The organism is Acinetobacter yuyunsongii, from assembly GCF_041021915.1.
GTDB lineage: Bacteria > Pseudomonadota > Gammaproteobacteria > Pseudomonadales > Moraxellaceae > Acinetobacter.
Genome location: NZ_CP157435.1, coordinates 1972761 through 1997432 on the forward strand (window position 1 = coordinate 1972761; position 24672 = coordinate 1997432).

Genomic DNA, 24672 nt, shown 5'->3' on the forward strand with positions numbered 1-24672 from the left:
AAAATTAGGCAATAAAAAGCAGCCTCTTAAGGCTGCCTTTATATCTAGATATTTACTTTAATTTATTATGATATTAGTTTTGTTTATTCTTAATACGATCTTCCCAAAAGGTGGCGTTACGAATACCAAGTTTTACTGGATCAAAAGTAAACTCTTTAACACCTGCTTTTTGCTGCTGTTCATAATCTCTCAACGCTTTAATCGTTGGTTTCCAAATGAAGTAAGTGACAATAATACCAATGATATTAATCCAAGCCATTAAACCTACACCGATATCTCCAATTCCCCAAATATAACCTGTTGCACTGATTACACCATATGAAACAGAAAGAATGATGAAGCATTTGGTGATAAATAATAAAGATGGAGTTTTAGTAATATAACTTAAATAAGTAATATTGGTTTCAGCAATATAGTAATACGCAACAATCGTTGTAAATGCGAAGAAGAATACAGCTAATGCAACAAAGATTTGTCCAAAACCACCAAATACTGTACTTACTGCCATTTGAGTAAACGCAGGAGAGCCAATTTCAGCCGTGGCGGCAACATTTTGTACAATAAATTGACCTGCTTCTAGAGTACCTTGAACATTGTACATTCCAGTAATAAGAATCATAAATGCAGTAGCAGAGCAAACAAATAAAGTATCGATATAAATTGAGAATGCTTGTACTAAACCTTGTTGAGCAGGATGCTCTACCTCAGCTGCGGCAGCGGCATGTGGTCCTGTACCCTGACCTGCTTCGTTAGAATACACGCCACGTTTTACTCCCCAACCAATTGCAGCACCAAGACCTGCCATAGGAGAAAAGGCATCAGCGAAAATTAAGGAAATCACACCAGGTAACTTATCGATATTGATAAAGACAATAATTAATGCCATGACAATATAGCCAGCCGCCATAAACGGCACTACAAATTCAGCGAATTTTGCAATACGTTTGATACCACCAAAAATGATGACAGCAAGTAGTGTTACAATCACAACTAAAGCGAGTAGTTTATAAGTGCCGACATTTCCAAAAACAATTGCACCTTCACCTGTGATTTGTGTGAAAGCATTACCTACTGCATTTGCTTGAATACCGGGTAAAAACAAACCACATGAAATGATCGCAGCAATCGCAAATAAAATACCCAACCAACGCTGACCTAGACCTTTATCAAAATAAAAAGCGGGTCCACCACGATATTGTCCTTGATATTCAACTTTATAAATTTGACCTAAGGTTGATTCAACATAAGCAGTACTCGCTCCTAAAAATGCAACAAGCCACATCCAGAAGACCGCACCTGGTCCACCAAAACCAATTGCTGCTGCTACACCTGCAATATTACCTACACCAACACGACCTGAGAGTGAAACAGCGAGTGCTTGAAACGAAGAAATACCTTGTGCCGATGAGCCTCCTTTAATGAGGAGGCTTATCATATCTTTGATCTGACGAACTTGAACAAACCTTGTTAGGACGGAGAAAAATAAACCTGCACCTAAACATAAATAGATCAGAGCTTTGCTCCAAATAATACCATTTATCCAATCAACAATTTCTGCTGCACTCATAAACATCAACCTTTTGTATAATTTAAAAATATATCAATTGATACATTTTCATTTGTCTGAGCACCAGCAATATTTATGCCATTCAATATAATTTTTATGACAACAAATGAGCAAATGCTCAAAGACCTTCCGTGGAAAAAGTGAATTTAAAGAATTTTCGACTCAAAAACCTACTATATCTTACTTGTAAAAGTCTTATATCGTGTTATTTTTCTGAGCACTTCCCTTTAACCAGTCAATTACGAAAACACCGTTTAATCTTAATTCCTTATCAAGAAAATGAACGATATTGATCTTTTCCGTAATTACTCTACTTTTTAACTAATTTATCGCAAATTTTCAATTTTATATATGGCAAAAATTAAAACTGTTTATCGATGTGAACAATGTGGTGCAGATCATTCTAAATGGGCTGGTCAATGTTCTGAGTGTGGCGAATGGAATAGTCTAGTAGAAGTTCGACTGGAACCAACAGTTAGTCATAGAGCTCAGCCTAAAATGGGCGGTGGTTATGCTGGTCAAAGTGCTAATATCACAACCCTTAATCAAATCTCAATTTCACATGAAACTCGTCTACAGACAGGTATTAGCGAATTCGATCGTGTACTCGGTGGCGGTTTGGTTACAGGCTCTGTTGTACTGATTGGTGGTGATCCTGGTATTGGTAAATCAACAATTTTATTGCAAACCGCAACTCACATGGCTAGTAAGAAAAGTTCAGCTCTTTATGTCACAGGCGAAGAATCACTTTCACAAGTTGCCTTACGTGCGCAGCGATTAGATTTACCTACAGACCAGCTCAAAGTAATGGCTGAAACCTGTGTGGAAAGAATCTGTGAAGTATTGGCTCAAGAAAGACCAGCCGTTGCGATTTTAGACTCGATTCAGACCTTATATACAGAAACCTTACAATCTGCACCAGGTGGTGTCTCACAAATCCGTGAATCAGCAGCCCTACTCACACGTTTTGCAAAAAATAGCGGAACAGCGTTATTTATCGTGGGGCATGTAACTAAAGAAGGTGCTTTAGCTGGACCACGTGTGCTTGAACATATGGTGGATTGCGTACTGTATTTTGAAGGTCAGTCGGATTCTCGATATCGTATGATTCGTGCCGTGAAAAACCGTTTTGGAGCAGTCAACGAGCTAGGTGTCTTTGGCATGACCGATAAAGGGCTACGAGAAGTCGCCAATCCCTCCGCTATTTTCCTCAGTCGTTATGATGAAGCCATTCCGGGTTCAATTGTGATGATTAGCCGTGAAGGCACTCGCCCATTACTCGTCGAAGTTCAAGCTCTTGTTGATGATGCACATGCTCAACCTCGGCGTGTTGCATTAGGACTTGAACAAAATCGTCTGAACATGCTACTTGCGGTAATGCATCGACATGGTGGTGTTCAAACCGCGGGACAAGATGTTTATGTGAATGTCGTAGGTGGATTAAAGATCACGGAAACTGGTTCAGATCTAGCGGTATTACTCGCCTGCGCTTCAAGTTTGCGTGGTAAAGCATTACCACAACAACTAGCTGTTTTTGGTGAAGTTGGTTTATCGGGAGAAATACGCCCTGTTCCGAATGGTCAGGAACGCTTAAAAGAAGCGGCAAAACATGGTTTTAAATATGTGATTTTACCAAGAGCAAATGCGCCACAAAAAAGTATTGATGGTGTTCAAATCATTGCTGTAGCTCGTTTACATGAAGCATTGACTGAAGCAATGCAGCTTAGTGATGAACTGACATAAAAAAACATACTTTTTTAGTTGAAATTATCAACGAATACCTTCATAAATACACTTACATCTTGGAATTAAATAGGAATTTTCGATGCAAGTACACCAGCGTGGCTTGATGGCAGCTTTATTGATGGCAACTTTGGTCGCAGCACCAGTTGCAGAAGCTAAACGTGCGGGCGGTGGCAAAAGTCATGGTATGAGCCGTTCTAGCTCAACTAGCCAGTCGTACCAACAACCTCGTCAAGCGACTCCGACTCAACAACAAACAACTACTCCACAAAAGTCTGGCCCTGGTGTAGGTTCAATGGTTGCTGCTGGTGTAGCAGGTGCTGCTGTAGGTGCTGTTGCTGCAAATGCGCTTGCTGATGATAAGAATCCAACTGCAACAGAACAACAAGCTGCTGAACAAGCTCAACAAGAAGAAAAAGGCGGCATTCCTAGCTGGCTTTGGGTCCTTCTTGCAGCTGCTATCGCCTTCTTTGTATTCCGCAAATTAGGCGCAAAAAAAAAATTAGCAGCCAATAATCCATACGCTCCAAACAACAGCGGTCAAAACAATTTTGGCCGCCAAAATACAGCGCCTGCAGGTGACAATACCAATATTTTTGGTCAATCTGTCGGTGGCGGTACGGCTGCTCCTCAAGCAGTATTTGGCGGAGCATCAATGAGTAGTGGCAATCAACTCCCTGATGGTACTGAACCTGCTGCATTCCTGCGTGTTGCACGTCAGCGTTTCAACCACATTCAATCTGTCAATAGTGCAAGTAATGTTGAAGAAATTCGCCGCTATTTAACACCTGAGCTTTTTAATTCAATGTATCAGGACATCATGGCCAATCAGGATCAGGATGTTGCTGAATTTAGTAACCTGAATGCAATGGTGGCAGACATTGCAACTGAAAATGGTCAATATGTTGTCAGCGTGCGTTTTACAGGAACAGTAAGCGAAGATTTAAACAGCTTGCCGCAACCTTTCACCGAAATTTGGCATTTTGTTAAACCTGCTGGTTCACAACAGGATTGGGTTGTTGCTGGTATTCAACAAGCTTAATTGAATTGAACTCACGTAATACATGCAAAGAGCTGTTTCGACAGCTCTTTTTTTTCGATATTTAGAGATAGAAATAAAAAAAGCCACTCTCTATTTTGGAGAATGGCGGAGTGTAAACTCTAATTTCGATTGCCTATATTTTTAAATATATCTAAACAGGCAGTTAAGTAAACTGTATATCTCAGTTATCTTAGCGGATAATCAAGAATAAAAATATTCCTCGTTTGGGGAATAAAACTTTTTGTAATAGGTTCACGTAGATCTTCTTCGCTTATTTAGGAACAATCATTACTTCAGGCATTCAGGCATTCAGGCATTCAGGCATTCAGGCATTCAGGCATTCAGGCATTCAGGCATTCAGGCATTCAGGCATTCAGGCATTCAGGCATTCAAATTAGAACAGATTGACTTGAGTTAGAGCCTAATATTCTTGGTTTGTGTCCATATCTATCGCTATTTTATGACCCATAAAAAAAGCTTTGCCGAGGCAAAGCTTTTAGATGATTGGGCTTTAAAGTAAATCAAATCATGATACAAACTGTAAGAATAACCAGTATAAACCACCAGATAAACAAATCGTTGCTGGCAAGGTAAATATCCATGCAGAAAGGATTGTTTTCACTGTCGCGAAGTTCAGCCCAGACTTGTTGGCAACCATGGTACCTGCAACAGCACTGTTTAGAACGTGAGTTGTTGAAACTGGCATACCTAAACCATCAGCAGCAGCAATCGTTGTCATTGCAACAAGTTCAGCAGACATCCCTTGGCCATAAGTCATATGGTTCTTACCAATACGCTCGCCGACAGTCACAACAATACGCTTCCACCCCACCATCGTACCTAAGCCAAGCGCAAGTGCCACCGCAACTTTAACCCAATTTGGAATATATTGCAGGAATGAATCAAGATTACTACGGTATTCTTTTACCACTTTGGCTTGGTCTTTATCCATTTCTGGCAAAGCTTTCGCTTTATCTAATCGCTTGAAAGTTGTGGTACTTAAATACATATCATTACGGATTTCGCTTACAGCGGCCTCAGGAATAGCTTTAAGATCACCGTAATTTGCAACGCGTGTTCCTAAATGTTCCGTCATACTTGCAAGTGCTGGAACAACTTCAGGTGTTTGCTCTTTGGTTTGAATAAATTTCGTCAAAACTTCGCGAGCTTTTTCATCAGATAATTCATTCTGATTGACATTCAATACTGTCGCTGTTTGAGCCGAAAGCTGTTCGAATGATTGTAGATGTTGAGCATCTAAGTTTTTATTCAATGAATAAGCCAAAGGAACCAAACCAATCAAAATCAACATGATTAAGCCCATGCCTTTTTGACCATCATTTGAACCATGCGCAAAACTTACACCCGTACAGGTAAAGATTAAAATCGCACGAATAAGTGGTGGTGGTGGTTTGTTACCAACAGGAGGTTGGAACAATTCCAATTGGCGCTTAAAGATTTTTTTAACCAGTAAGAATACAATTGCTGCAAATGCAAAACCGATCAAAGGTGAAAACAACAATGCCTTTCCGACTTTGATGACTTGATCCATATCAATGCCGCTGGTTGCGCCAGTTGATGCATTTAACAAGTGATTCATGATCCCCACACCCAAGATCGAACCGATCAAAGTATGAGAACTTGATGCAGGAATACCTAAGAACCAAGTTCCTAAGTTCCACAGAATCGCTGCAATCAACAGTGCAAAAACCATAGCAAAGCCAGCACCACTGCCGACATTCATGATCATTTCAACTGGAAGTAATGCAATAATTCCGTAAGCAACAGCACCACTCGCGACCATAACCCCAAGGAAGTTACAGAAACCAGCCCACATCACTGCAACAGGTGCAGGTAATGCATTGGTATAAATCACGGTGGCAACCGCATTGGCTGTATCGTGGAAACCATTAACAAATTCAAAGCCTAAAGCAATGAAAAGTGCCGTGGATAGAAGAATAACTGAATATAAACTCAAAGGTGGTACATGCGCTAAGTCAGCACTCACCTGAAAACCAATATAAATAAGTGTTGCAATAATAATTGTTAAAAACACCGGCATAAAAAATTTCGGTGTAGGAACATGTACATTCGTCGATTTTGCCGTAGAGCTGGCAAGCGGTGAATCCGAAACAGGAGGAAGATTAGAATTCATGTAGACGGTAAGAGGATAATAAAATCCTCTGTATTGTTTAATTAAATTATGACAATTATATGACAAAGGACTGTCATATGAAGCCAAATTTTCATATTTTTCTTATATTTTTTTATGTTTTTTTTGATTCAAACCAAGATTATTTTTATTTTTATATAACAAAAACAATATCTTAATTAAAAATAAGTTCAATAAAACCTGTTTGTCTGATTTTGCAACAAACACAACAAAATGTGAAACTTATTTGTCATATTCCGAAATATACGTTGTGTTTTTAGGCATTATTCACCGAAATTATTGCAATTTCATGAAGCTTTTATGACATTTTCAACCTGACTGGATGAATTACATCATCCTGATGCTGAAAATACGCGCTTTTTGTTCGCTTCTGTTACAATGCCCCTGCTTTTTATCTTCATCATCGACTGGGGTTTCTGAATGTCCACGCTTACCACCCTACAATCACTTCTTGCGCAACGTATCCTAATTATTGATGGTGCGATGGGGACGATGATTCAACGCCATAAATTAGAAGAACAAGATTATCGTGGTGAACGTTTTGCAGATTGGGCCTCAGACCTAAAAGGCAACAATGATTTATTGGTACTCACACAACCACACATTATTCAAGGCATCCATGAAGCTTATTTGGATGCAGGTGCAGATATTATTGAAACCAACAGCTTTAACGGCACACGTGTTTCAATGTCGGACTATCACATGGAAGACCTCGTCCCAGAGATCAACCGTGAAGCAGCACGTTTAGCGCGTGCGGCCTGTGACAAATACTCAACTCCAGATAAACCGCGTTTTGTAGCAGGTGTCCTTGGTCCAACTTCTCGTACCTGTTCCATTTCACCCAATGTAAATGACCCTGCTTTCCGTAACATCACCTTTGATGAACTCAAAGAAAATTATATTGAAGCGACACATGCCCTCATCGAAGGTGGTGCCGATATTCTTTTGATTGAAACCGTGTTTGATACGCTCAACTGTAAAGCAGCGATCTTTGCGGTAAAAGAGGTGTTCAAGCAAATCGGTCATGAACTGCCGTTAATGATCTCAGGCACTATTACAGATGCATCTGGTCGTACCTTAACAGGTCAAACCGCAGAAGCGTTCTGGAACTCGGTTCGTCATGGTGACTTACTCTCAATTGGTTTTAACTGTGCGCTCGGTGCAGACGCGATGCGTCCACATGTTAAAACCATTGCTGATGTAGCTGATACTTTCGTTTCTGCCCATCCAAACGCAGGTTTACCAAATGCCTTTGGTGAATATGACGAAACGCCTGAACAAACAGCAGCGTTCATCAAAGAATTTGCTGAAAGTGGTTTAATCAATATTACAGGTGGTTGCTGTGGTACCACACCAGATCATATCCGTGCGATCTATAACGCAGTTAAAGATATCAAGCCACGTCAAATTCCTGAAACCAAACCAGCCTGCCGTTTAAGTGGTTTAGAGCCATTTAACATTTATGATGATTCTCTATTCGTCAATGTCGGTGAACGTACCAACGTTACGGGCTCAAAAAAATTCCTGCGTCTCATCCGCGAAGAAAAATTTGCTGAAGCATTGGAAGTGGCTCAGCAGCAAGTTGAAGCTGGTGCACAGATCATCGACATCAACATGGATGAAGGCATGCTCGATTCGCAAAATGCGATGGTGCACTTCCTGAATCTGGTTGCTTCTGAACCTGATATCTCACGCGTGCCGATCATGATTGACTCATCGAAATGGGAAATCATTGAAGCAGGCTTAAAATGTGTACAAGGTAAACCCGTCGTCAACTCAATTTCATTGAAAGAAGGTTATGACGAGTTTGTCGAAAAAGCTCGCCTATGCCGTCAGTACGGTGCTGCGATTATTGTGATGGCCTTTGATGAAACAGGTCAGGCAGATACTGCTGCACGTAAGCGCGAAATCTGTAAACGTTCTTATGATGTTCTAGTCAATGACGTAGGCTTCCCTGCCGAAGATATTATTTTTGACCCGAACGTGTTTGCCGTGGCAACAGGGATTGAAGAACACAACAACTATGGTGTCGACTTTATTGAAGCCACAGGTTGGATTAAGCAGAACTTGCCGCACGCCATGATTTCAGGCGGTGTCTCAAACGTATCGTTCTCCTTCCGTGGGAATGAGCCAGTGCGTGAAGCGATTCACTCTGTATTCCTTTACCATGCCATTAAACAAGGCATGACTATGGGGATCGTGAACGCTGGTCAAATGGCGATTTATGATGATATTCCAAAAGAACTAAAAGATGCGGTTGAAGATGTTGTTCTAAACCAGAACCAAGGTGAGTCTGGTCAAAACGCCACAGAGAAACTGCTGGAAGTTGCAGAAAAATATCGTAGTCATGGTGGCGCAGCCAAAGAAGCTGAAAACCTTGAATGGCGTAATCAGTCTGTTGAGAAACGTCTTGAATATGCCTTAGTCAAAGGGATTACCACTTATATTGATGAAGATACCGAAGAAGCCCGTTTAAAAGCTAAACGTCCACTCGATGTGATTGAAGGCGCATTGATGGATGGTATGAACGTGGTTGGTGACCTGTTCGGCTCAGGTAAGATGTTCTTGCCACAAGTAGTGAAATCAGCGCGTGTGATGAAGCAAGCCGTAGCTTGGCTGAACCCATACATCGAAGCTGAAAAAACAGGAAGCCAGTCTAAAGGTAAAGTGCTGATGGCAACTGTTAAGGGTGACGTACACGATATTGGTAAAAATATCGTGGGTGTGGTCTTGGGTTGTAATGGCTATGATATTGTCGATTTAGGTGTGATGGTTCCTGCTGAAAAAATCCTGCAAACTGCGATTGATGAAAAATGTGACATCATTGGCTTGTCAGGTTTAATCACGCCATCACTCGATGAAATGGTGTTTGTTGCGAAAGAAATGCAACGTAAAGGCTTTAACATCCCATTGTTGATTGGTGGTGCAACCACATCGAAAGCACATACTGCAGTGAAGATTGATCCTCAATATTCAAATGATGCTGTAATTTACGTCGCGGATGCTTCACGTGCAGTGGGTGTCGCAACCACCCTACTTTCTCCTGAAATGCGCGGTAACTTTATTGCAGAGCATCGTGCTGAATATGCCAAGATTCGTGAACGTTTAGCAAATAAGCAACCGAAAGCTGCAAAATTGAGTTATGCCGAATCTGTTGAAAATGGCTTTAAGATTGATGACAACTATGTACCACCAAAGCCAAATGCTTTGGGTACGCAAGTCATCACCAACTATCCATTGGCAACATTGGTTGAATATTTTGACTGGACGCCATTCTTTATCTCTTGGAGCTTGGCGGGTAAATTCCCGAAAATCCTGACAGATGAAGTTGTGGGTGAAGCAGCCACTGATTTATATAACCAAGCACAAGCGATGCTGAAAGACATTATCGAGAATAATCGTTTCGATGCCCGTGCTGTATTTGGTTTATACCCTGCGCAACGTACAGGTGCCGATACGGTGAGCGTGTTCGATGAAGCGGGTCAAAATATTACACATACTTTTGAGCATATTCGTCAGCAATCTGACAAAGTCACAGGCAAACCTAACTTGTCTTTGGCGGATTATATTAAGCCTTCTGAACAACCTGAAGATTATCTCGGTGGTTTTACGGTGTCGATCTTTGGTGCAGAAGAATTAGCAAATGAATATAAAGCCAAAGGTGATGATTATTCAGCGATTTTAGTACAGTCTTTGGCGGATCGTTTTGCCGAAGCCTTTGCAGAACATTTACATGAGCGTATCCGTAAAGAGTTCTGGGGTTATAAAGCTGATGAGACTTTGGATAATGAAGAGTTAATCAAGGAAAAATATGTCGGTATTCGTCCTGCTCCAGGTTACCCTGCTTGCCCAGAGCATTCTGAAAAAGCAGTGTTATTTGATTGGTTAGGTTCAGAAGCGAAGATTGGTACGAAGTTGACTGAACACTTTGCGATGATGCCGCCTTCTTCTGTCAGTGGTTTCTATTATTCGCACCCTGAAAGTGAATACTTTAACGTGGGCAAGATTTCTCAAGATCAGCTTGAGGATTATGCGAAGCGTAAGGGCTGGACACTCGATGAAGCGAAACGCTGGTTAGCACCAAATTTAGATGATTCGATTGTTTGATTAAATATACAGGTAGTACATACAACATGTACTACCTTACATGTAAAAAGACTATGAACTTAAAAGATCAAAAAGAAAAAATACTTAAAGAATATTCTTATTCTACCTCTTATAAAAAATATTTTGAGATTGGTACTAATCCCAAATACTTTCCAATAAAACGAATTGGGATAGTTCTGTGTACATTCTTATTATTTTTTTTAATTTCAAATATATTTACTTTACCTAAATTAGAAAATGAATCTCTCTATATTTTTGCAGCACAAGTTACAATCATTGCCTTAGTGTTTCCAATAATTTTAACCCTAATTGGAATTTTATACAGCAAAAACAATGATTTTGATTCAATTTTCAAAATATATATTGCCAATACAAATGCTAAAACACTTTACCGTGGATCCTTTATTATACTGCTTTTTTATGTCATTAGTTTTTTCTACTTGTATGACTCTTTACTTTCAGAACAAATTAGGAGAGCTTTAAATGCCACATTAGGAATCATGTTTATTGATGCTATCATCATAACTCTTTTTTTTCTTGAGAAAACAATTTCATTTACTACCACTACAGGTGTTAATAAAATTTTAATCAAATATTTTATTAACTCAAATAAAAATGATGAATCTATTAATATTATTAGTATTATTACCAATAGAATAAATGAGAATATTAAAAACTCAGATCTAAATTCATTTGAAAAAAATGTAGATTTTTTAATTGAATTTTTAGATATAATTATAATTATGTCAACAGAAATCAAAGATGAAAAAATCTCATCTAACTTAAATAGTCAATTCGAAGAAAATATATTTGGAACAAAATTTTCAAAAATTATTTTCTTAATTCAGAAAAACATAGAATTATCTATAAGTCATCCAAATTTAGAATTCTATCAAAGTCTCCACAGTATCTATTTTTATATTTTTTGCAGAAATTATCAAATACTAGAAAATGAATCTATCTTAGTGCTTTTAAAAGCGCATCATCGACATACTTATTTCATAACCAAAGAAATAACAGAGGTAAAACCTAAAATTATCAATGAATTTATATCTTCTTGGTACAAGTGGTTAAATTCATATCTAAAACTAGATGATAATTTAACATTCAATATTTATAAGAACCATCTTAATCTTACAGCTTTAACAATTAATACATTTAGTAAGGATAAAAATATAAGAGCACTTGACTACATTTGCGATTGCTTAAGTCGTTGGGAAGATGTAGCTGATAAGATGCCAAATTATGTAGAATATGAAGATAAACTGCAAACGATATTTGAATCTGAAAATTTATATACATTTGCTAATCTTGCTTTAGAAACAAAAATATTATCTTTTTACCTAATTACAAAAAATTTAGATAACAAAGAAATATGTTACAAATATTATGAAATTTTAATCAAAGGTAAACAATTAATTAGAACAACTGATTTAATCAATAACTCTTATTCATTTCAAACCATAGATGAAATTTTATTTAGCTATTTTAGGCTTCTCTCTAACAATATGTATGAGTATTATTTCAACAATTTTCTTGAAGACCTAGACCGTGTAATTGAAATTTCAGGCTTAATGTATGGTGGATGGGTTCCGCATTTAGAAAACAGGATGACTAACTATATAATTACATTACTATTACTAAACTCAAAAAAAACAAGACCAGTTTCAACATATATATGGGAATATGCACTGAAAAAATCCTCAATAGCAAGAATTGATAAAATACACAACTTACTATTGAAAATTCAGAAAGATATTATTCATTTCAATGATTATAATAGCTTAGAGTGGCACATCAAAAAGTTAGAAATCACAAAAAAAAGATTAAGTGATTATATTGAAAACTTAATAAAATTTATTTCAGAACATCAAAAGCTAATGTTTAACTCAATAGAATTAGACAGCAACAAAACTCAAAAAATAGTTTCAGAAAGTACTTTTTATGTAAAAAATTTAGATAATTTCAAAGATGAATCAACATTTTCACCATTAATTTCAAATAAAAAAATTAGCTACAAAAATAATATTAAAACAATTAATAGCTTAGAATCCTTACCATCTAAATATCTAACCACAGATTACAACATACATATAGATAATATTTTAAAACCAGATTACTACTATCACCTAATTGATTCGTTCATATTTAAATCTTTAGACCAGAAAAAAATTACAGAAATATATTTTGAGAAAGATACTTCTTTATTACTTAAAAAAATTTTACTACGCAGTTATATTTATGCATCCCCTATAGTTTTTTTAGGAAATTCAAAAATTTTTAGTTTTATCTTACATAATATCAATAGAACTTTACTGCATTCTTACAAAATTGAATGTGGTGAAAATAATAGATTTTATAAAATTGGAAAAACTATTTTTAAGTATTCTCATATATTACCTGATGATAGAGTTTATATTACCCCAAGTAACATCATTGAACATATAAACTTTGAGAAAGTTACGCCTGAAACTTTATCTTCAGTTCATGTAAGCCTATCTAATTTACACTCAACGCGGGTAGATATATATGTAACACTCCCTATTGAAATCACACTTGTAAAGAATTCACAAGTAATTGAAATTTTTATAAAAGAATAGATATTTGTCTTAAAAAATACAGCATTTCGACTATCGTCCACTTGATGCTAAAATCTGTTTACTGAGCAATCTTGACCATAGCAATTGTTCTGCATCAGTCATGTTGCCTCGTAAATCTCGTGATGGAAGTTTTAAGTTTTTATTGTAAGGCTTCATTATTATTTTAATTTCTAAGCACTGAGCCGCTCCACAAACAGCATACCATCTAAATGATCAACTTCATGTTGCACAATACGTGCAGGAAAACCTTCAAAAGTTTTTTCGACAATTTCACCTTGTAAAGTGTAATAACGTACTTTTACTACTTGTGCACGTTCAACCACTCCACGTTGATCAGGAACACTCAAACAACCCTCTTCTCCCAAACAAGTTGCTTGGGAAAACTCCAAAATCTCAGGATTCACCATCACCACTGCATCCATCTCAGGTGCCTCTGGATAACGTGGGTTTGGTCGGGACGCCACAATAATCACACGCTTGGAAATATAAACCTGCGGTGCTGCAATGCCAACACCATTACGTTCAAGCATGGTGGCATGCATGGCAGATGCTAGTGCCATCAACCATCCACTATTAAATTCCGCATCGGCCACCAATGCCGCTTTCAGCTTTAAAATGTCTTCACCACGCTGTGCCACAGGTAAAATCACACTCATCGCATAACCTTATAATTAATTGTTTTGACCAAATCATGAATAACATCGTATGGGATATTGAATCGGGTTGCCATAATTTTCATTTAAGAATCTTGTCATAGTATATGCACGATAAAAATAACGTATGGCAAATCACAATGAACGCGACCCAGCTTTTTCTTGGTGTGATCTTTAGCTCGATTGGCTTAGGCTATTTTATGTATGGCAAAAAGCAGAAAATGACCGTGCCCCTTGCCTGTGGCCTGATTCTAATGATTTATCCTTACTTTATAGAAAGTACCGCTTTACTCAGTGCGGTTGGTGTCATTCTTGCGCTTCTGCCCTATTTTCTACGCTTATAAAAATAAAAAACTCCCCTCACGGAGAGTTCTTTTATCGCATCTAAATTAAAGGTTTTTCTTTAATTCATCCTCAACAATTTCAATCTCAAGCTGGCTAAATTTACGAATTTCACCTTCAGCATGCTTTTCAAGCATACCACCAATCAAAGGTACTTTCACCTTTACCGTCCAGGTCAGAGTAATGTCTACTTGGTTACTGTTACCTGTTACCTTACGTTCAGCTTTTGCTTCTAAAGGTAAGTTTGCGCCTAGCTCTACAGTTGAGGTTAAATTTTTTAAATCAGTAATATCAGAACGTTTTAAACGGAATGCATTTTTTAATAATTTTTTAGCCACATCTGGAATATTCACATCAAGATTATATTCACGACGTAAGGTATAAATATCACCTTTTACAGCAGATTCAATAATTTCTAAGTTCTCACCTGGAATACGCTTACATACTGCTTCATGCAATGAAGTCATAGCAACTAATCTTGAAAAATCTTCAATTGAAACGCCATGAATTGTTTCATTTACCGTAAATTGATGTGCCATTTTTTAAATTTCCGTTTAGTTTTAATTAAGGTTTCATCATCGCAGCAAATTATATCATTCTCATTTCAATCACAAAATCTGAACATGTAAAAATTAATGACTGCCCGGATTAATAATTTTTATTGTAATGATGTCTTATACCTAATTTTACCGTTACTCGCTCCGTTCGGCTGATATAGAGATAGTGATTGCCATATTCGATGACTGCATAAAACTGCTCAGCGCCATCATCTAATCCTGTAGCAGACCATGTCGCCCCTTGTGGAAACTCATCTAGCCATTCAGCTTTATAAAAATCTGAAACTGAGTCAAATGCGAGATAACTCTCTGGATCAGCCATAATTTTTGCTGCGACTTGATCAAATTTTTGTTGTTTGAATGCTTCTAAACTGAGTAACACGGATGTTCCTATGCCGATAAATATGAAGAAAAATTACAAAAATACAGAGATTCTCTTAGACCCATAGTTTGCTGAGGGATTTCCTATATTTCTAGATTATATTCAGCGTTATCATAGGTTTTAGATGATCGTCCCATTTGCTAGAGTGGGTTCAATGTGTTATCAACTGCTTATACTTTTATCTTTTACAACGATAAACTATAAGGAGTAAATATGTCTTATCAAAATATTTTAGTCGCTGTTGATGATTCTCCAATTTCTTATGCAGCAGTTGAACATACACTGTCTTTAGCAAAATTATCAGGGGCAAAAGTGACTGTACTCAGCGTGGTGGCTGTTGATCCATATGTCGGTGTTGATTTTTATCAAGTTGCACCAGCCATTACCGATCATTTTATGCAGGCTGAAGCGCATGCTAAAACCCAACTACAAGATATTGCTCAATCTTTCATTCGCGATGGAATTGAGGTTCAAACCAAAATTCAGCATGGTGTAGCGAGTGAAGGCATTATTTTTATAGCTGATGAAATTGGCGCAGACCTTATTATTATGGGTTCACATGGTCGTACAGGCGTAAAACGCTTATTACTGGGTAGTGTAGCGCGTGCTGTTTTAACGGAATCACATATTCCTGTGCTGATTGTCAAACAATAAACTGAGACAAAATGCAAAGCCTTGTGTGATCGCACAAGGCTTTTTTATTCCCGAAAGCTTTGCCATGTCTCAAAAGCATGTGCGCGATAAAGCTTCAACTTAGAAAACTGAGGAATAATCGCTTCACTCTGTGTCGGTCTTAAAAACACAAAATCATCGACCTGAATATCACAATCCTTGGGTACATTGACCAACTCCTGATTACTACTTCGCCCATACAATGCATGTGGATGCGCTTGTTTTGGATAGACATAATTCGCCAGCCAATAGCCGCCATAAATAAATAGTGCTTTATACTTATGTGGCAATTTATCGAGTAAAGACATTGATGGCAGCTGGGTAAAAGGTAAAACTTTTAAGACTGGCGATGCAATCCATAAAGCAGGCTGTAAAGCCTTTAAAAAATCACTGTCAAAATCACTTGGTTTTAAGAGCATTGAACCAAAAGACAAATCATTGCAGACACTTTCAGTGGTATGAAAGCTAAAGGTTGGACTACCACCGCCATTAAAACACAGCGCATCACTCCACAGTGATGGAAACTGCTGTTTAATTAGCTTTTGGTAATCGGCATAGGTCTGCTGTGAGCTTTGATAAGCCAATTCAGGTTTTTTAATGATGGCTGGAATTTTAGTGACATGTGCATCATAGCCCATCAAACCAGAAAGCTTTAAATAATGCGGATACTGTTGAATCAACTTTAATATTTCGACCATTTGTGCTGCCGATTGCACGCCACCACGATGCAAACCAACATCAATCTCAATATTCACATGCAAAGATAGAGCATAGAGCTGAGCAATCTCAAGATACTGTTGTAAGCGTTGCTTGGTATCAATCAGCCATTGAATGTTGGCATTTGACCACTCCGCATGCTGATCAAAAAATTGATGGACTACTTGAGCGGGCATTGGTTTACCCAACAAAATATTGGCTTCGGCAAAATTTTCTAAGATCGAAACAATATGCGGTTGATGAAATACCATAAAGCGTTGCGTATTCAGTTGTTCAGATAGCAACTTAAGTAATTCTAGGCTTGCTAATGATTTCACTACCAAGCGTGCTTTTAAATGTGGTGCAGGTGACAAACGCAGTTGTACATGTTGGATATTTTGTTTTAACGCAGCCGCATCTACAATAAGTTGCGGGGTCGCAATCCCCTGTTTTTTTAGGTCAAGATTGAGTTGTTTAAAATAATGATCCAACATGCACATGTCCTTATTGTGTTAATTTTTCCCTAAAAACAACTTTTCCAGATACGGATTTAAAAACTTAGCTTCTGGATCAAGCTGCTGACGCAAAGCCATAAAATCATCCCACTTTGGATATAAAGCTCGAAGCTGTGTACTGGTCATATGATGCATTTTACCCCAATGCGGACGCCCTCGATATTTCTGCAAAATCGGCTCAACCACATCAAAAATCAACTTCGGATCTTGCTTATGATATTGATGCACTGAAATCGAAATCGAGTCCTGCTGATAAAAAGGACTGAGCCAAATATCATCACCTTTCACAAAGCGAAATTCGAGCGGAAAAAAGGTGGCGACTTTATACGTTCTTAAAGCATGCAATATTTCATCCAAACACTCAATTCCACGATCAACGGGAATCTGATACTCCATTTCATTGAACTTGGTATTACGCAGTGTTGGAAATATCTTGCTCGACCAATCGACATAGGTGGTTGGTTTGACAAAGATGCCTAATAGTTTCTGTAAATAAGGATTTAGTGACGGAAAGTTTTTGGTCAACTCAGAGCATAAGGTCAGTAAGGTATCATCCGATGGGAAATTCTCTTTCCGCGGTAAAATTGCTTCATCGGTTTCATCCAAAGTTTTCAACATCAACTGCTTTTCATGGGGAAATACAAAACACTCGATATGTCGATGCTGATGCTTCCATTGCTGAATGTTTTGCATCATGTCCTCGACTAGACAAAGTTGAATATGCTCTTTCAGCTTATAGCGAGGTCGATTCTGCATAGTGATCTTGATTAAGATTCCCAAGCTACCCAAAGAAACCCGCCCTGCGGCAAAGATTTCAGAGTTCTCTGTGCGACTGCATTTTAGGATTTCACCAGATGCCGTCAATAACTCAAAAGCTTCAACATAGGCTGAAATACAATGTAAATCTGCACCTGTGCCATGTGTGCCTGTAGAAACTGCACCCGCCAGACTTTGCTGATCAATATCTCCTTGATTCATCAAAGCCTGATTGATGGATTGCTGCTGTAAATGCTGATCTAAATCGTATAAACGTGTACCCGCATAAATATTGCTCTGACAGTGTTCTACATCGAAAGATGCAACACCTGAGATTCGATCTAAAGATACTAAGGTCGCATCGGTACACACCAACGGCGTAAAGGAATGTCCTGCACCGACTACACGTATTTTTTGCTGTTCATAAACAATCGACTGTAATTCTTGAATATTGACTGGTTGTAAAATCTGTTGTGGCTTGGCTTTTTGAAAACCTGACCAGTTTGTCCAAATGCCTTGTGTTAAATCACTCATACTGCCTCTCCTTGGCTAACGGCAGTTTTTAAATTGCCATGATTGCTGCGTTTTGCGAGTTCGTTTTCTGGAATCGGCTGTGGTCGTGTCATTTCATCGTAATGACGTTTATTTTTTTCTAACAACAATTGTTTTGCCAAATCTTTGAATTTGCTCTGACAAGCTGCCAATGTCCATTGACCAAATAAGGTATGCCCACCCTCATAAGCTTGTTGTTGGTATTCTTCATAGGTCGTGACATAACCCATATAATCATTGCAATACGATGCCAACCAGACCCTCTCTATTGACGCCTGTGTAGCAAGCGTCTGCTTGACGGTGTTAACCACACGCTGCCCTGCGATGGTGGTAAATTCGCCTGGACAGCAAATCAAAGCCAATTGACCTAATCGTATAATCTGTAATGGAACAACGCTCGGGACTAAAGGACTGTGCTGAATCGCCCCCGCTTTCACTTGTCGATTCATCTCAGCAATCAACGGATCAAGCATACTCGGTGGAAAACCAATCGGCTGACCTAAAATCTTTTTAGCACCTGCTTCCAGTAAGATCTGTTTTGGTCCTTGAGAGGCATACAACTGCTGATAGTCTGCAAAATCAGCTGCTTTTGAATGCTTGGTTTTCTGTCTGCGAAATTGATCGGCTAAAAACTGCATCCCTTTAATTAAAACTTTTGGCGCACCTAAACCATCGACAGGCGTGCCTGCAAAAAATGCGGTGCCATGACAAGGCTGACTGGTTTTTGCATGCTTTTGCCCAGCTGCAAACTCATCTGGAATCTCAATATTACTCAAATCAACATAGGATAAAACAGCATCGATCTTGCCTTCAACTTTATGTAATTTTTTAGGAATATTGGACTGTAAAGCCGTCAAAGCCAGCTCACTTTGATAACGACCATTTTGTTGTGCGTATTGATATTCCTGCTCGCCTTTAATCTTATTGCGAATCTTCAGCTGATCTTTGCCATGAAAATGCGGTGATACATCCCCTGCAGTTGCTTGAGCAAAAATCGTGACTGGATTTTGAATCCCTTGCTCAATTAAAGCCTGCTCAGAGAATACGGCTGCATAGCCTTTATTATCGCCATCATAGGCGTTTAAAGAATTTCCCAAACAGGTTGCATGGACACCAAATAATGAAATAAACGACTGTAGTTGTTGCTCACGATAGAAACCGATCAACTGCATTTCTCTGTTCAAGGCTAAATGCGTTTCAGCTTCGGTACGTGGCTGAACTTCTGGATTCCGATTATAGGCTTTGATTGAACGATTCCATGCGACAGGTGTCTGTTCTGGAAAATGCTGCGTCCCTAAAAAAATCTCGGTGTCTTGTTCAGATGCAATCGCATTTTGAATACTCAGTACAATCGCCTCAACAATTGCAGTTAAATGTTCAGGCACAAAACCAGGGGTTGGCATATTGTATAAAGCTTCATAGCCACAACCGCCAGGTCCTGAGTGAGTATGGGTTGCCATGAGGACCAATTGATTTTCATCAAATTGTGAATCAAGGATTTGTGTGAGTCGCTCAACTGTTTGACTGCGTGTGGCATGGGTAATACAGCCTAAATCCAGACAGCAAATGATGAGCCGATGCTGCTGCTGATCAACAATACTAAAGCTACGTGCAAATAAAGCTGTGCGCTGTTCATAGGCCCGATGTGACCATTGTCCATAACCAAACATGGCATAACCTTTCGGTGTAATTTTGATTTGTTGTTTATTCCAACCCACCTGATACATCACGACTTCCTTTCGATTCTTTTTCTAACTGTGTTAAAGCATGTTGAAAGTTAATCAAAATTATGCGATACGCAACAGGGTTAAAGAGACTTTTCTTTGGGGGGCAAAACGGACTTATGCCTATACGTAGCAGCGATAAAAATGATCAACAGCAATTTATTCCACCCACCATTCTGGCGAGCCTGATCCATTATGCAGAGCAGCAACAGTGGGATTATGCTGCATGGTTTCAGAATTCAGGTTTAGACATTGCACAAATACAGCAAACCCAAGCTGTGGTCAGTTTTAGCCAACTCTGTGATGTGGTTGGTCAAGCCATGACCACCTATCAGCAGCCCGACCTTGGTTTAAAGCTTGGCAGTAGCGAAGGTCTGATTTCGATGGGGATTTTGGGCTTTGCCATGCAATCCTGTAAAACCGTTGCAGATGCTCTAGAAATCGCGCTTCGTTACCATCGTATTTCGGGCAGTGTACTCAATATCGACTTTAAAATTCAGGGTGATGTTTGTAAATTGGAAGTGACTGAACCCTATCCCTGCAATGAACTGAAAGCCTTTTTCTATGATGAATTATTCAGCAGCATCATCACCTGTTTAAATGCAATGCTGGGCGACCATAATGATGTGATCAGTCTTGAGCTCAGCTATTTAGCAAGCGAATATCAACAGCAATATATCGATATCTTTGGCTGCCCAATTCAATTTAACAGTGATAAAAATATCATGCGCTTTAGCAGCAGCATGTTGCAGCGCAGCTTAAAAAATTACAGCCCTGCCAATTACGCAACTGCAATACAAATCTGTGAACAGGCACTAAAAGAAATTGATCAGCTCAATCAGGTCGGCTATGTACATTTACTTGACCACTTGATTGAACAGCATTTACCTGAACGTTTTGAAATGCAGCAAGCTGCGGAACATTTACGCATCAGCGAACGCCATTTAAGGCGGCAATTATTATTAGAAGGCTTGAGTTTTCAACAAATCCGACAAAATGTCTTGGAGCGTAAAGCCAAACAATTACTGGAAAAGAACCTATCCATGAGTGAGATTAGCCTGCAACTGGGTTTTAGCGAATTACGTGAATTCCGACGTGCCTTTAAACGCTGGACAGGGCAAGCGCCTTCGGTTTATAAACAAGAGATCATTTTACTTAATGCCTAAGAATCAAACGGTCTAGAAATTTCCAAGCGCAGATAAAAGAGAACCGGAAATGCCTTTTCTTGTAATTTTAAATTCTCGCAAATATTCACTACCGCGCTCGGCGGCATGTATGCTGACTATACGCTTTATATAAAACAGTATCATCAATACTAACAATAAGTTTATTATTATCAATATGTTGAATTGCTTATTGATATAGGTCGTGAGGTGTGTAGTCTTCACGCTCTAGAAAGCGATTTACACTATCATGCGAGATGTTATAAGTCTCGGCAAGTTGTGTGCAGCTAATAGAGTTCGGTTCTGTCATGAGAAAGCCCATATAAATGGGTAGAGTACAAGTTGCTGTAGAAGCATTTTTAATTCGTCTGATCACAGATACTTTATAAAGCATTTTAATACTTTTTTGAATCCGTCAATGCGTAAGTCCTATATTTATATTTTTTATCGATATAAACACTTTGTTTTTATTATTCTGCAATCAGAAAAATTTATTAAAAGTCATTAATTTGAATTATTAAAGCAATTAAATATATAAAGAAATGAATTGGATTCATTTAGAATCGACAACTTCTTATGGTGTGCAATACAACTCGCGATATTCAGAAAATAAACGCTCTATCTGAGAATAATTATGCAGCAATCTGATCCAATAAAAGCTCTGGACTCTATTCCTTTTTGGCAAGCCTTTTTATTTTGGTTGAAATTAGGCTTCATTAGTTTTGGAGGACCAGCAGGTCAAATTGCAGTGATGCACCAAGAACTAGTCGAACAGAAACGTTGGATTTCTGAAAAAAGATTCTTACATGCACTCAACTATTGCATGCTTTTACCCGGCCCTGAAGCACAACAACTCGCCATTTATATTGGTTGGTTGATGCATCGAACCGCAGGTGGCTTAGTTGCAGGCATTCTATTTGTGCTGCCTTCTTTATTTATTCTAATTGCCTTGTCATGGATTTATGTACAGTTTGGTGATGTGCCAATTATTGCTGGATTATTTTATGGCATCAAACCTGCCGTAACAGCAATTGTATTCCATGCAACTTATCGCATTGGTAGCCGCTCACTCAAAAACAATTTCTTATATTTGATTGCCGCTACTGCTTTTATCGCGATCTTTTTCTTCAATATTCCCTTTCCATTGATTGTATTGAGTGCCGCGATACTGGGCTATTTACTGAGTAAAAAGCAACCACACTTATTTGCAACTCAAAGCACCCATCAAGGCAAGCAAAAACATTATGGTGCTGCCCTGATTGATGATGATACGCCTCCTCCTGCACATGCTATTTTCCGTTGGACTCAACTGACTAAAATCCTCGTTATCGCAGCATTGTTATGGTGTATCCCAATGATCAGTTTAACCTTAAGCTTAGGATGGCAACATGCTTATACCCAAATGGCATGGTTCTTTACCAAGGCTGCATTACTGACATTTGGTGGAGCTTATGCCGTATTACCTTATGTGTATCAAGGTGCGGTGAATCACTATGCATGGCTCAGTCCAACCCAAATGATTGATGGACTGGCATTGGGTGAAAGTACTCCAGGCCCACTGATTATGGTGGTTGCATTCGTTGGATTTGTAGGGGGCTTTAATCATGCCTTGTTAGGTGCAGATCATTTGTTCTTGGCGGGTGCATTTGGTGCTGTCATTGTTACATGGTTTACTTTTTTATTTTCCTTTGTGTTCATTCTCGCAGGTGCTCCGATTATTGAATCCACTCATAATGAACTTAAATTTACTGCACCACTTACGGCAATTACCGCTGCTGTCGTGGGGGTTATTCTCAATCTGGCACTTTTCTTTAGTTATCATGTGTTGTGGCCACAGGGTTTCGATCACACTTTTAATTATGAAGCGGCAATCATCACAATCGCTGCGATGATTGCGCTGTTTAAATTCCAAATCAATGTGCTTTATGTGATTTTCGCTTCTGCACTTTTTGGTTTAGTTCTATACCTATTTGTATAAAAATTTGCACTAGCGTTGATGCACAAATCAACTCTAGTCAGCCCAATCTATTGAATATGATAAATTTCCACTATTAAAAGATGTTGATCATGTCAATGATGAGGAAGTACAGAAATTTCTGGCTTTATTACAACGCTATTTATAAATACCAGATTTCATGGGTGAGCTGCTTAATCTCAGATTTATCATGGCTGACATATAACATTGGAATGCCTAATTCCTGTTTGACGCTTTGAAAAAAAGGAATGATCTCTGCTTTATGTGCTGCATCCAATGCAGAAAGTGGCTCATCTAATAACAACAATTGTGGCGAATACAGCAATGCTCGTCCCAATGCGACACGCTGTTTTTCCCCTCCTGAGAGCTTGATGGGCATTCGTTCAATCAGATGCTCTAACTTGAGTAACTCAATAATATAATCCACTTCAAACTGACGTTGCTGCGGTTGAATATGCTTAAATCCAAACAATAGATTCTGCTTGACGTTTTTATGCGGAAATAACTGTGCGTCCTGAAATACAAGACCAATACGACGTTGTTGTGTAGTCAGATTAATTTTTTGTGCCTGATCAAACCATGTTTGATTTTTGATTTTGATCCAACCTGCTTGCGGCGTAACTAAGCCTGCAATGCTATGTAAGATCGTAGTTTTGCCTGAACCAGAAGCGCCAAATAAACCAATCACGGACTGATCAGACTGAAAGCGTTGATCAAGATCAAATTGCCCTTGTTTGAGTTGGATATGACAATCAATCATCGCTAATGCCCACGCTTATTTTTTTGATAACGATTGAACCATTGCGCAAACCACAACGCAAAAAACGCCACAGATAAAGACAAAATAATCAATCGCCATACTGCGGCTTCAGTATCAGGCTGCTGCATCAGACTATACATCGCTAAAGGCAGTGTCCGTGTTTCACTGGCAATATTGCCAACAAAAGTAATGGTTGCACCAAACTCACCCAAACTTCGACAAAAACATAAAATGCTCCCCACCAAAATACCACTACTGGCAAGAGGTAATGTCACCTGCATAAATGCCCCGAAAGAGGATGCACCTAAGGTTTTTGCAGCCATTTCTAAGCGCTGGTCGACCAGTTCAATGGCGAGTCGAATTGATTGTACCAATAACGGAAAACCCATCACTGCAGAAGCCAACACAGCCCCTTTCCAATTAAACGCAAACTCTAAACCTAAGGGTGCTAGGTATTGCCCTAAGATACCTCGATTGCCAAAAATTTGAAGTAACAAATAACCAGGTACAACCGGTGGTAACACTAAAGGTAAGAAAACCAGTGTTTCAAATAGTGATTTTCCCCAGAACTCTTTTCGAGCCAAAACCCAAGCAATCAAAATAGCAGGAATTAAACTCACAATCAGACATGTTGCTGCCACTTTAGATGACAGTAGCAACACCTCAAGTTCTTCAGGAGTCAGAATCATCATT

18 protein-coding genes and 1 pseudogene are annotated in these 24672 nt (G+C 38.7%); 8 read left to right on the forward strand and 11 right to left on the reverse strand.

Features of this window, described 5'->3' with window-relative positions; genetic code table 11:
• Positions 1 to 73 precede the first annotated feature (73 nt).
• Positions 74 to 1567, reverse strand: coding sequence for a sodium:alanine symporter family protein (locus ABLB98_RS09515; protein ID WP_005161364.1), 1494 nt, complete (start codon positions 1565 to 1567; stop codon positions 74 to 76).
• A 351-nt stretch (positions 1568 to 1918) separates the two neighbouring features.
• On the opposite strand from ABLB98_RS09515, the gene radA reads away from it, so the two are divergent.
• Positions 1919 to 3310, forward strand: coding sequence for a DNA repair protein RadA (radA, locus tag ABLB98_RS09520; RefSeq protein WP_348882137.1), 1392 nt, complete (start codon positions 1919 to 1921; stop codon positions 3308 to 3310).
• 82 nt (positions 3311 to 3392) lie between these two features.
• A complete protein-coding gene (locus ABLB98_RS09525; protein WP_348882139.1) occupies positions 3393 to 4352 on the forward strand; it encodes a Tim44-like domain-containing protein in 960 nt (319 codons plus the stop codon).
• Between the two features lie 526 nt (positions 4353 to 4878).
• Here ABLB98_RS09525 and ABLB98_RS09530 read toward each other — a convergent pair.
• On the reverse strand, positions 4879 to 6507 hold the full coding sequence (locus ABLB98_RS09530) for an inorganic phosphate transporter (RefSeq protein WP_348882141.1): 1629 nt from the start codon (positions 6505 to 6507) through the stop codon (positions 4879 to 4881).
• 438 nt (positions 6508 to 6945) lie between these two features.
• Between ABLB98_RS09530 and metH the strand changes: the two genes are divergently transcribed.
• Positions 6946 to 10632, forward strand: coding sequence for a methionine synthase (gene metH / locus ABLB98_RS09535; protein ID WP_348882142.1), 3687 nt, complete (start codon positions 6946 to 6948; stop codon positions 10630 to 10632).
• Positions 10633 to 10685: 53 nt separating this feature from the next.
• Complete coding sequence (locus ABLB98_RS09540; RefSeq protein WP_348882144.1) at positions 10686 to 13232, forward strand: hypothetical protein; 2547 nt, start codon at positions 10686 to 10688, stop codon at positions 13230 to 13232.
• 170 nt (positions 13233 to 13402) lie between these two features.
• Here ABLB98_RS09540 and def read toward each other — a convergent pair whose 3' ends face one another.
• A complete protein-coding gene (gene def / locus ABLB98_RS09545) occupies positions 13403 to 13888 on the reverse strand; it encodes a peptide deformylase (protein WP_348882145.1) in 486 nt (161 codons plus the stop codon).
• Between the two features lie 137 nt (positions 13889 to 14025).
• On the opposite strand from def, the gene ABLB98_RS09550 reads away from it, so the two are divergent.
• Positions 14026 to 14229, forward strand: a complete 204-nt coding sequence (locus ABLB98_RS09550) for an amino acid transport protein (RefSeq protein WP_348882146.1) — start codon at positions 14026 to 14028, stop codon at positions 14227 to 14229.
• A gap of 45 nt (positions 14230 to 14274) precedes the next feature.
• On the opposite strand, the gene ABLB98_RS09555 is transcribed toward ABLB98_RS09550, so the two are convergent.
• Positions 14275 to 14766, reverse strand: a complete 492-nt coding sequence (locus ABLB98_RS09555; RefSeq protein ID WP_005161389.1) for a DUF2505 family protein — start codon at positions 14764 to 14766, stop codon at positions 14275 to 14277.
• Between the two features lie 109 nt (positions 14767 to 14875).
• Positions 14876 to 15166 carry a hypothetical protein gene (locus ABLB98_RS09560; RefSeq protein WP_087537195.1) on the reverse strand — a complete coding sequence of 97 codons (291 nt, stop codon included), beginning with the start codon at positions 15164 to 15166 and terminating at the stop codon, positions 14876 to 14878.
• Between the two features lie 213 nt (positions 15167 to 15379).
• Here ABLB98_RS09560 and ABLB98_RS09565 point away from each other — a divergent pair, with 213 nt between their 5' ends.
• Entirely contained in the window at positions 15380 to 15820 is a 441-nt protein-coding gene (locus ABLB98_RS09565; protein WP_005161401.1) for a universal stress protein, read from the forward strand.
• A 44-nt stretch (positions 15821 to 15864) separates the two neighbouring features.
• On the opposite strand, the gene ABLB98_RS09570 is transcribed toward ABLB98_RS09565, so the two are convergent.
• The 3 genes from ABLB98_RS09570 to ABLB98_RS09580 are packed head-to-tail and all read right to left on the reverse strand — an operon-like array spanning position 15865 to position 20084.
• On the reverse strand, positions 15865 to 17028 hold the full coding sequence (locus ABLB98_RS09570) for an alanine racemase (RefSeq protein WP_348882147.1): 1164 nt from the start codon (positions 17026 to 17028) through the stop codon (positions 15865 to 15867).
• Positions 17029 to 17046: 18 nt separating this feature from the next.
• Positions 17047 to 18339, reverse strand: a complete 1293-nt coding sequence (locus tag ABLB98_RS09575; RefSeq protein WP_348882148.1) for a D-arabinono-1,4-lactone oxidase — start codon at positions 18337 to 18339, stop codon at positions 17047 to 17049.
• Positions 18336 to 20084, reverse strand: coding sequence for a neutral/alkaline non-lysosomal ceramidase N-terminal domain-containing protein (locus tag ABLB98_RS09580; RefSeq protein WP_348882149.1), 1749 nt, complete (start codon positions 20082 to 20084; stop codon positions 18336 to 18338). Before ABLB98_RS09580 ends, ABLB98_RS09575 begins: the two co-directional genes overlap by 4 nt.
• A 62-nt stretch (positions 20085 to 20146) precedes the next feature.
• On the opposite strand from ABLB98_RS09580, the gene ABLB98_RS09585 reads away from it, so the two are divergent.
• The gene (locus ABLB98_RS09585; RefSeq protein ID WP_348882151.1) at positions 20147 to 21247 is read left to right on the forward strand and encodes an AraC family transcriptional regulator; all 1101 of its coding nucleotides are present in this window, start codon (positions 20147 to 20149) and stop codon (positions 21245 to 21247) included.
• 109 nt (positions 21248 to 21356) lie between these two features.
• On the opposite strand, the pseudogene ABLB98_RS09590 reads toward ABLB98_RS09585, so the two are convergent.
• Positions 21357 to 21620: pseudogene (locus ABLB98_RS09590) on the reverse strand (IS701 family transposase); the annotation flags it as partial.
• Positions 21621 to 21878: 258 nt separating this feature from the next.
• Between ABLB98_RS09590 and chrA the strand changes: the two are divergent.
• Positions 21879 to 23222 carry a chromate efflux transporter gene (gene chrA, locus ABLB98_RS09595; RefSeq protein ID WP_348882152.1) on the forward strand — a complete coding sequence of 448 codons (1344 nt, stop codon included), beginning with the start codon at positions 21879 to 21881 and terminating at the stop codon, positions 23220 to 23222.
• 139 nt (positions 23223 to 23361) lie between these two features.
• On the opposite strand, the gene ABLB98_RS09600 is transcribed toward chrA, so the two are convergent.
• On the reverse strand, positions 23362 to 23979 hold the full coding sequence (locus tag ABLB98_RS09600; RefSeq protein ID WP_348882153.1) for an ATP-binding cassette domain-containing protein: 618 nt from the start codon (positions 23977 to 23979) through the stop codon (positions 23362 to 23364).
• 2 nt (positions 23980 to 23981) lie between these two features.
• Positions 23982 to 24671, reverse strand: coding sequence for a molybdate ABC transporter permease subunit (modB, locus tag ABLB98_RS09605; protein WP_087537202.1), 690 nt, complete (start codon positions 24669 to 24671; stop codon positions 23982 to 23984).
• Position 24672 lies beyond the last annotated feature (1 nt).

Bases quoted from the DNA above. Each gene is read 5' to 3' on its own strand.
- ABLB98_RS09575 (WP_348882148.1), bottom strand. From the start codon at position 18,339: ATGAGTGATTTAACACAAGGCATTTGGACAAACTGGTCAGGTTTTCAA.
- ABLB98_RS09585 (WP_348882151.1), top strand. From the start codon at position 20,147: ATGCGATACGCAACAGGGTTAAAGAGACTTTTCTTTGGGGGGCAAAAC.
- ABLB98_RS09565 (WP_005161401.1), top strand. From the start codon at position 15,380: ATGTCTTATCAAAATATTTTAGTCGCTGTTGATGATTCTCCAATTTCT.
- radA (WP_348882137.1), top strand. From the start codon at position 1,919: ATGGCAAAAATTAAAACTGTTTATCGATGTGAACAATGTGGTGCAGAT.
- modB (WP_087537202.1), bottom strand. From the start codon at position 24,671: ATGATGATTCTGACTCCTGAAGAACTTGAGGTGTTGCTACTGTCATCT.
- ABLB98_RS09525 (WP_348882139.1), top strand. From the start codon at position 3,393: ATGCAAGTACACCAGCGTGGCTTGATGGCAGCTTTATTGATGGCAACT.
- ABLB98_RS09550 (WP_348882146.1), top strand. From the start codon at position 14,026: ATGAACGCGACCCAGCTTTTTCTTGGTGTGATCTTTAGCTCGATTGGC.
- ABLB98_RS09570 (WP_348882147.1), bottom strand. From the start codon at position 17,028: ATGTTGGATCATTATTTTAAACAACTCAATCTTGACCTAAAAAAACAG.
- metH (WP_348882142.1), top strand. From the start codon at position 6,946: ATGTCCACGCTTACCACCCTACAATCACTTCTTGCGCAACGTATCCTA.
- ABLB98_RS09600 (WP_348882153.1), bottom strand. From the start codon at position 23,979: ATGATTGATTGTCATATCCAACTCAAACAAGGGCAATTTGATCTTGAT.
- ABLB98_RS09515 (WP_005161364.1), bottom strand. From the start codon at position 1,567: ATGAGTGCAGCAGAAATTGTTGATTGGATAAATGGTATTATTTGGAGC.
- ABLB98_RS09555 (WP_005161389.1), bottom strand. From the start codon at position 14,766: ATGGCACATCAATTTACGGTAAATGAAACAATTCATGGCGTTTCAATT.
- ABLB98_RS09530 (WP_348882141.1), bottom strand. From the start codon at position 6,507: ATGAATTCTAATCTTCCTCCTGTTTCGGATTCACCGCTTGCCAGCTCT.
- chrA (WP_348882152.1), top strand. From the start codon at position 21,879: ATGCAGCAATCTGATCCAATAAAAGCTCTGGACTCTATTCCTTTTTGG.
- def (WP_348882145.1), bottom strand. From the start codon at position 13,888: ATGAGTGTGATTTTACCTGTGGCACAGCGTGGTGAAGACATTTTAAAG.
- ABLB98_RS09580 (WP_348882149.1), bottom strand. From the start codon at position 20,084: ATGTATCAGGTGGGTTGGAATAAACAACAAATCAAAATTACACCGAAA.
- ABLB98_RS09540 (WP_348882144.1), top strand. From the start codon at position 10,686: ATGAACTTAAAAGATCAAAAAGAAAAAATACTTAAAGAATATTCTTAT.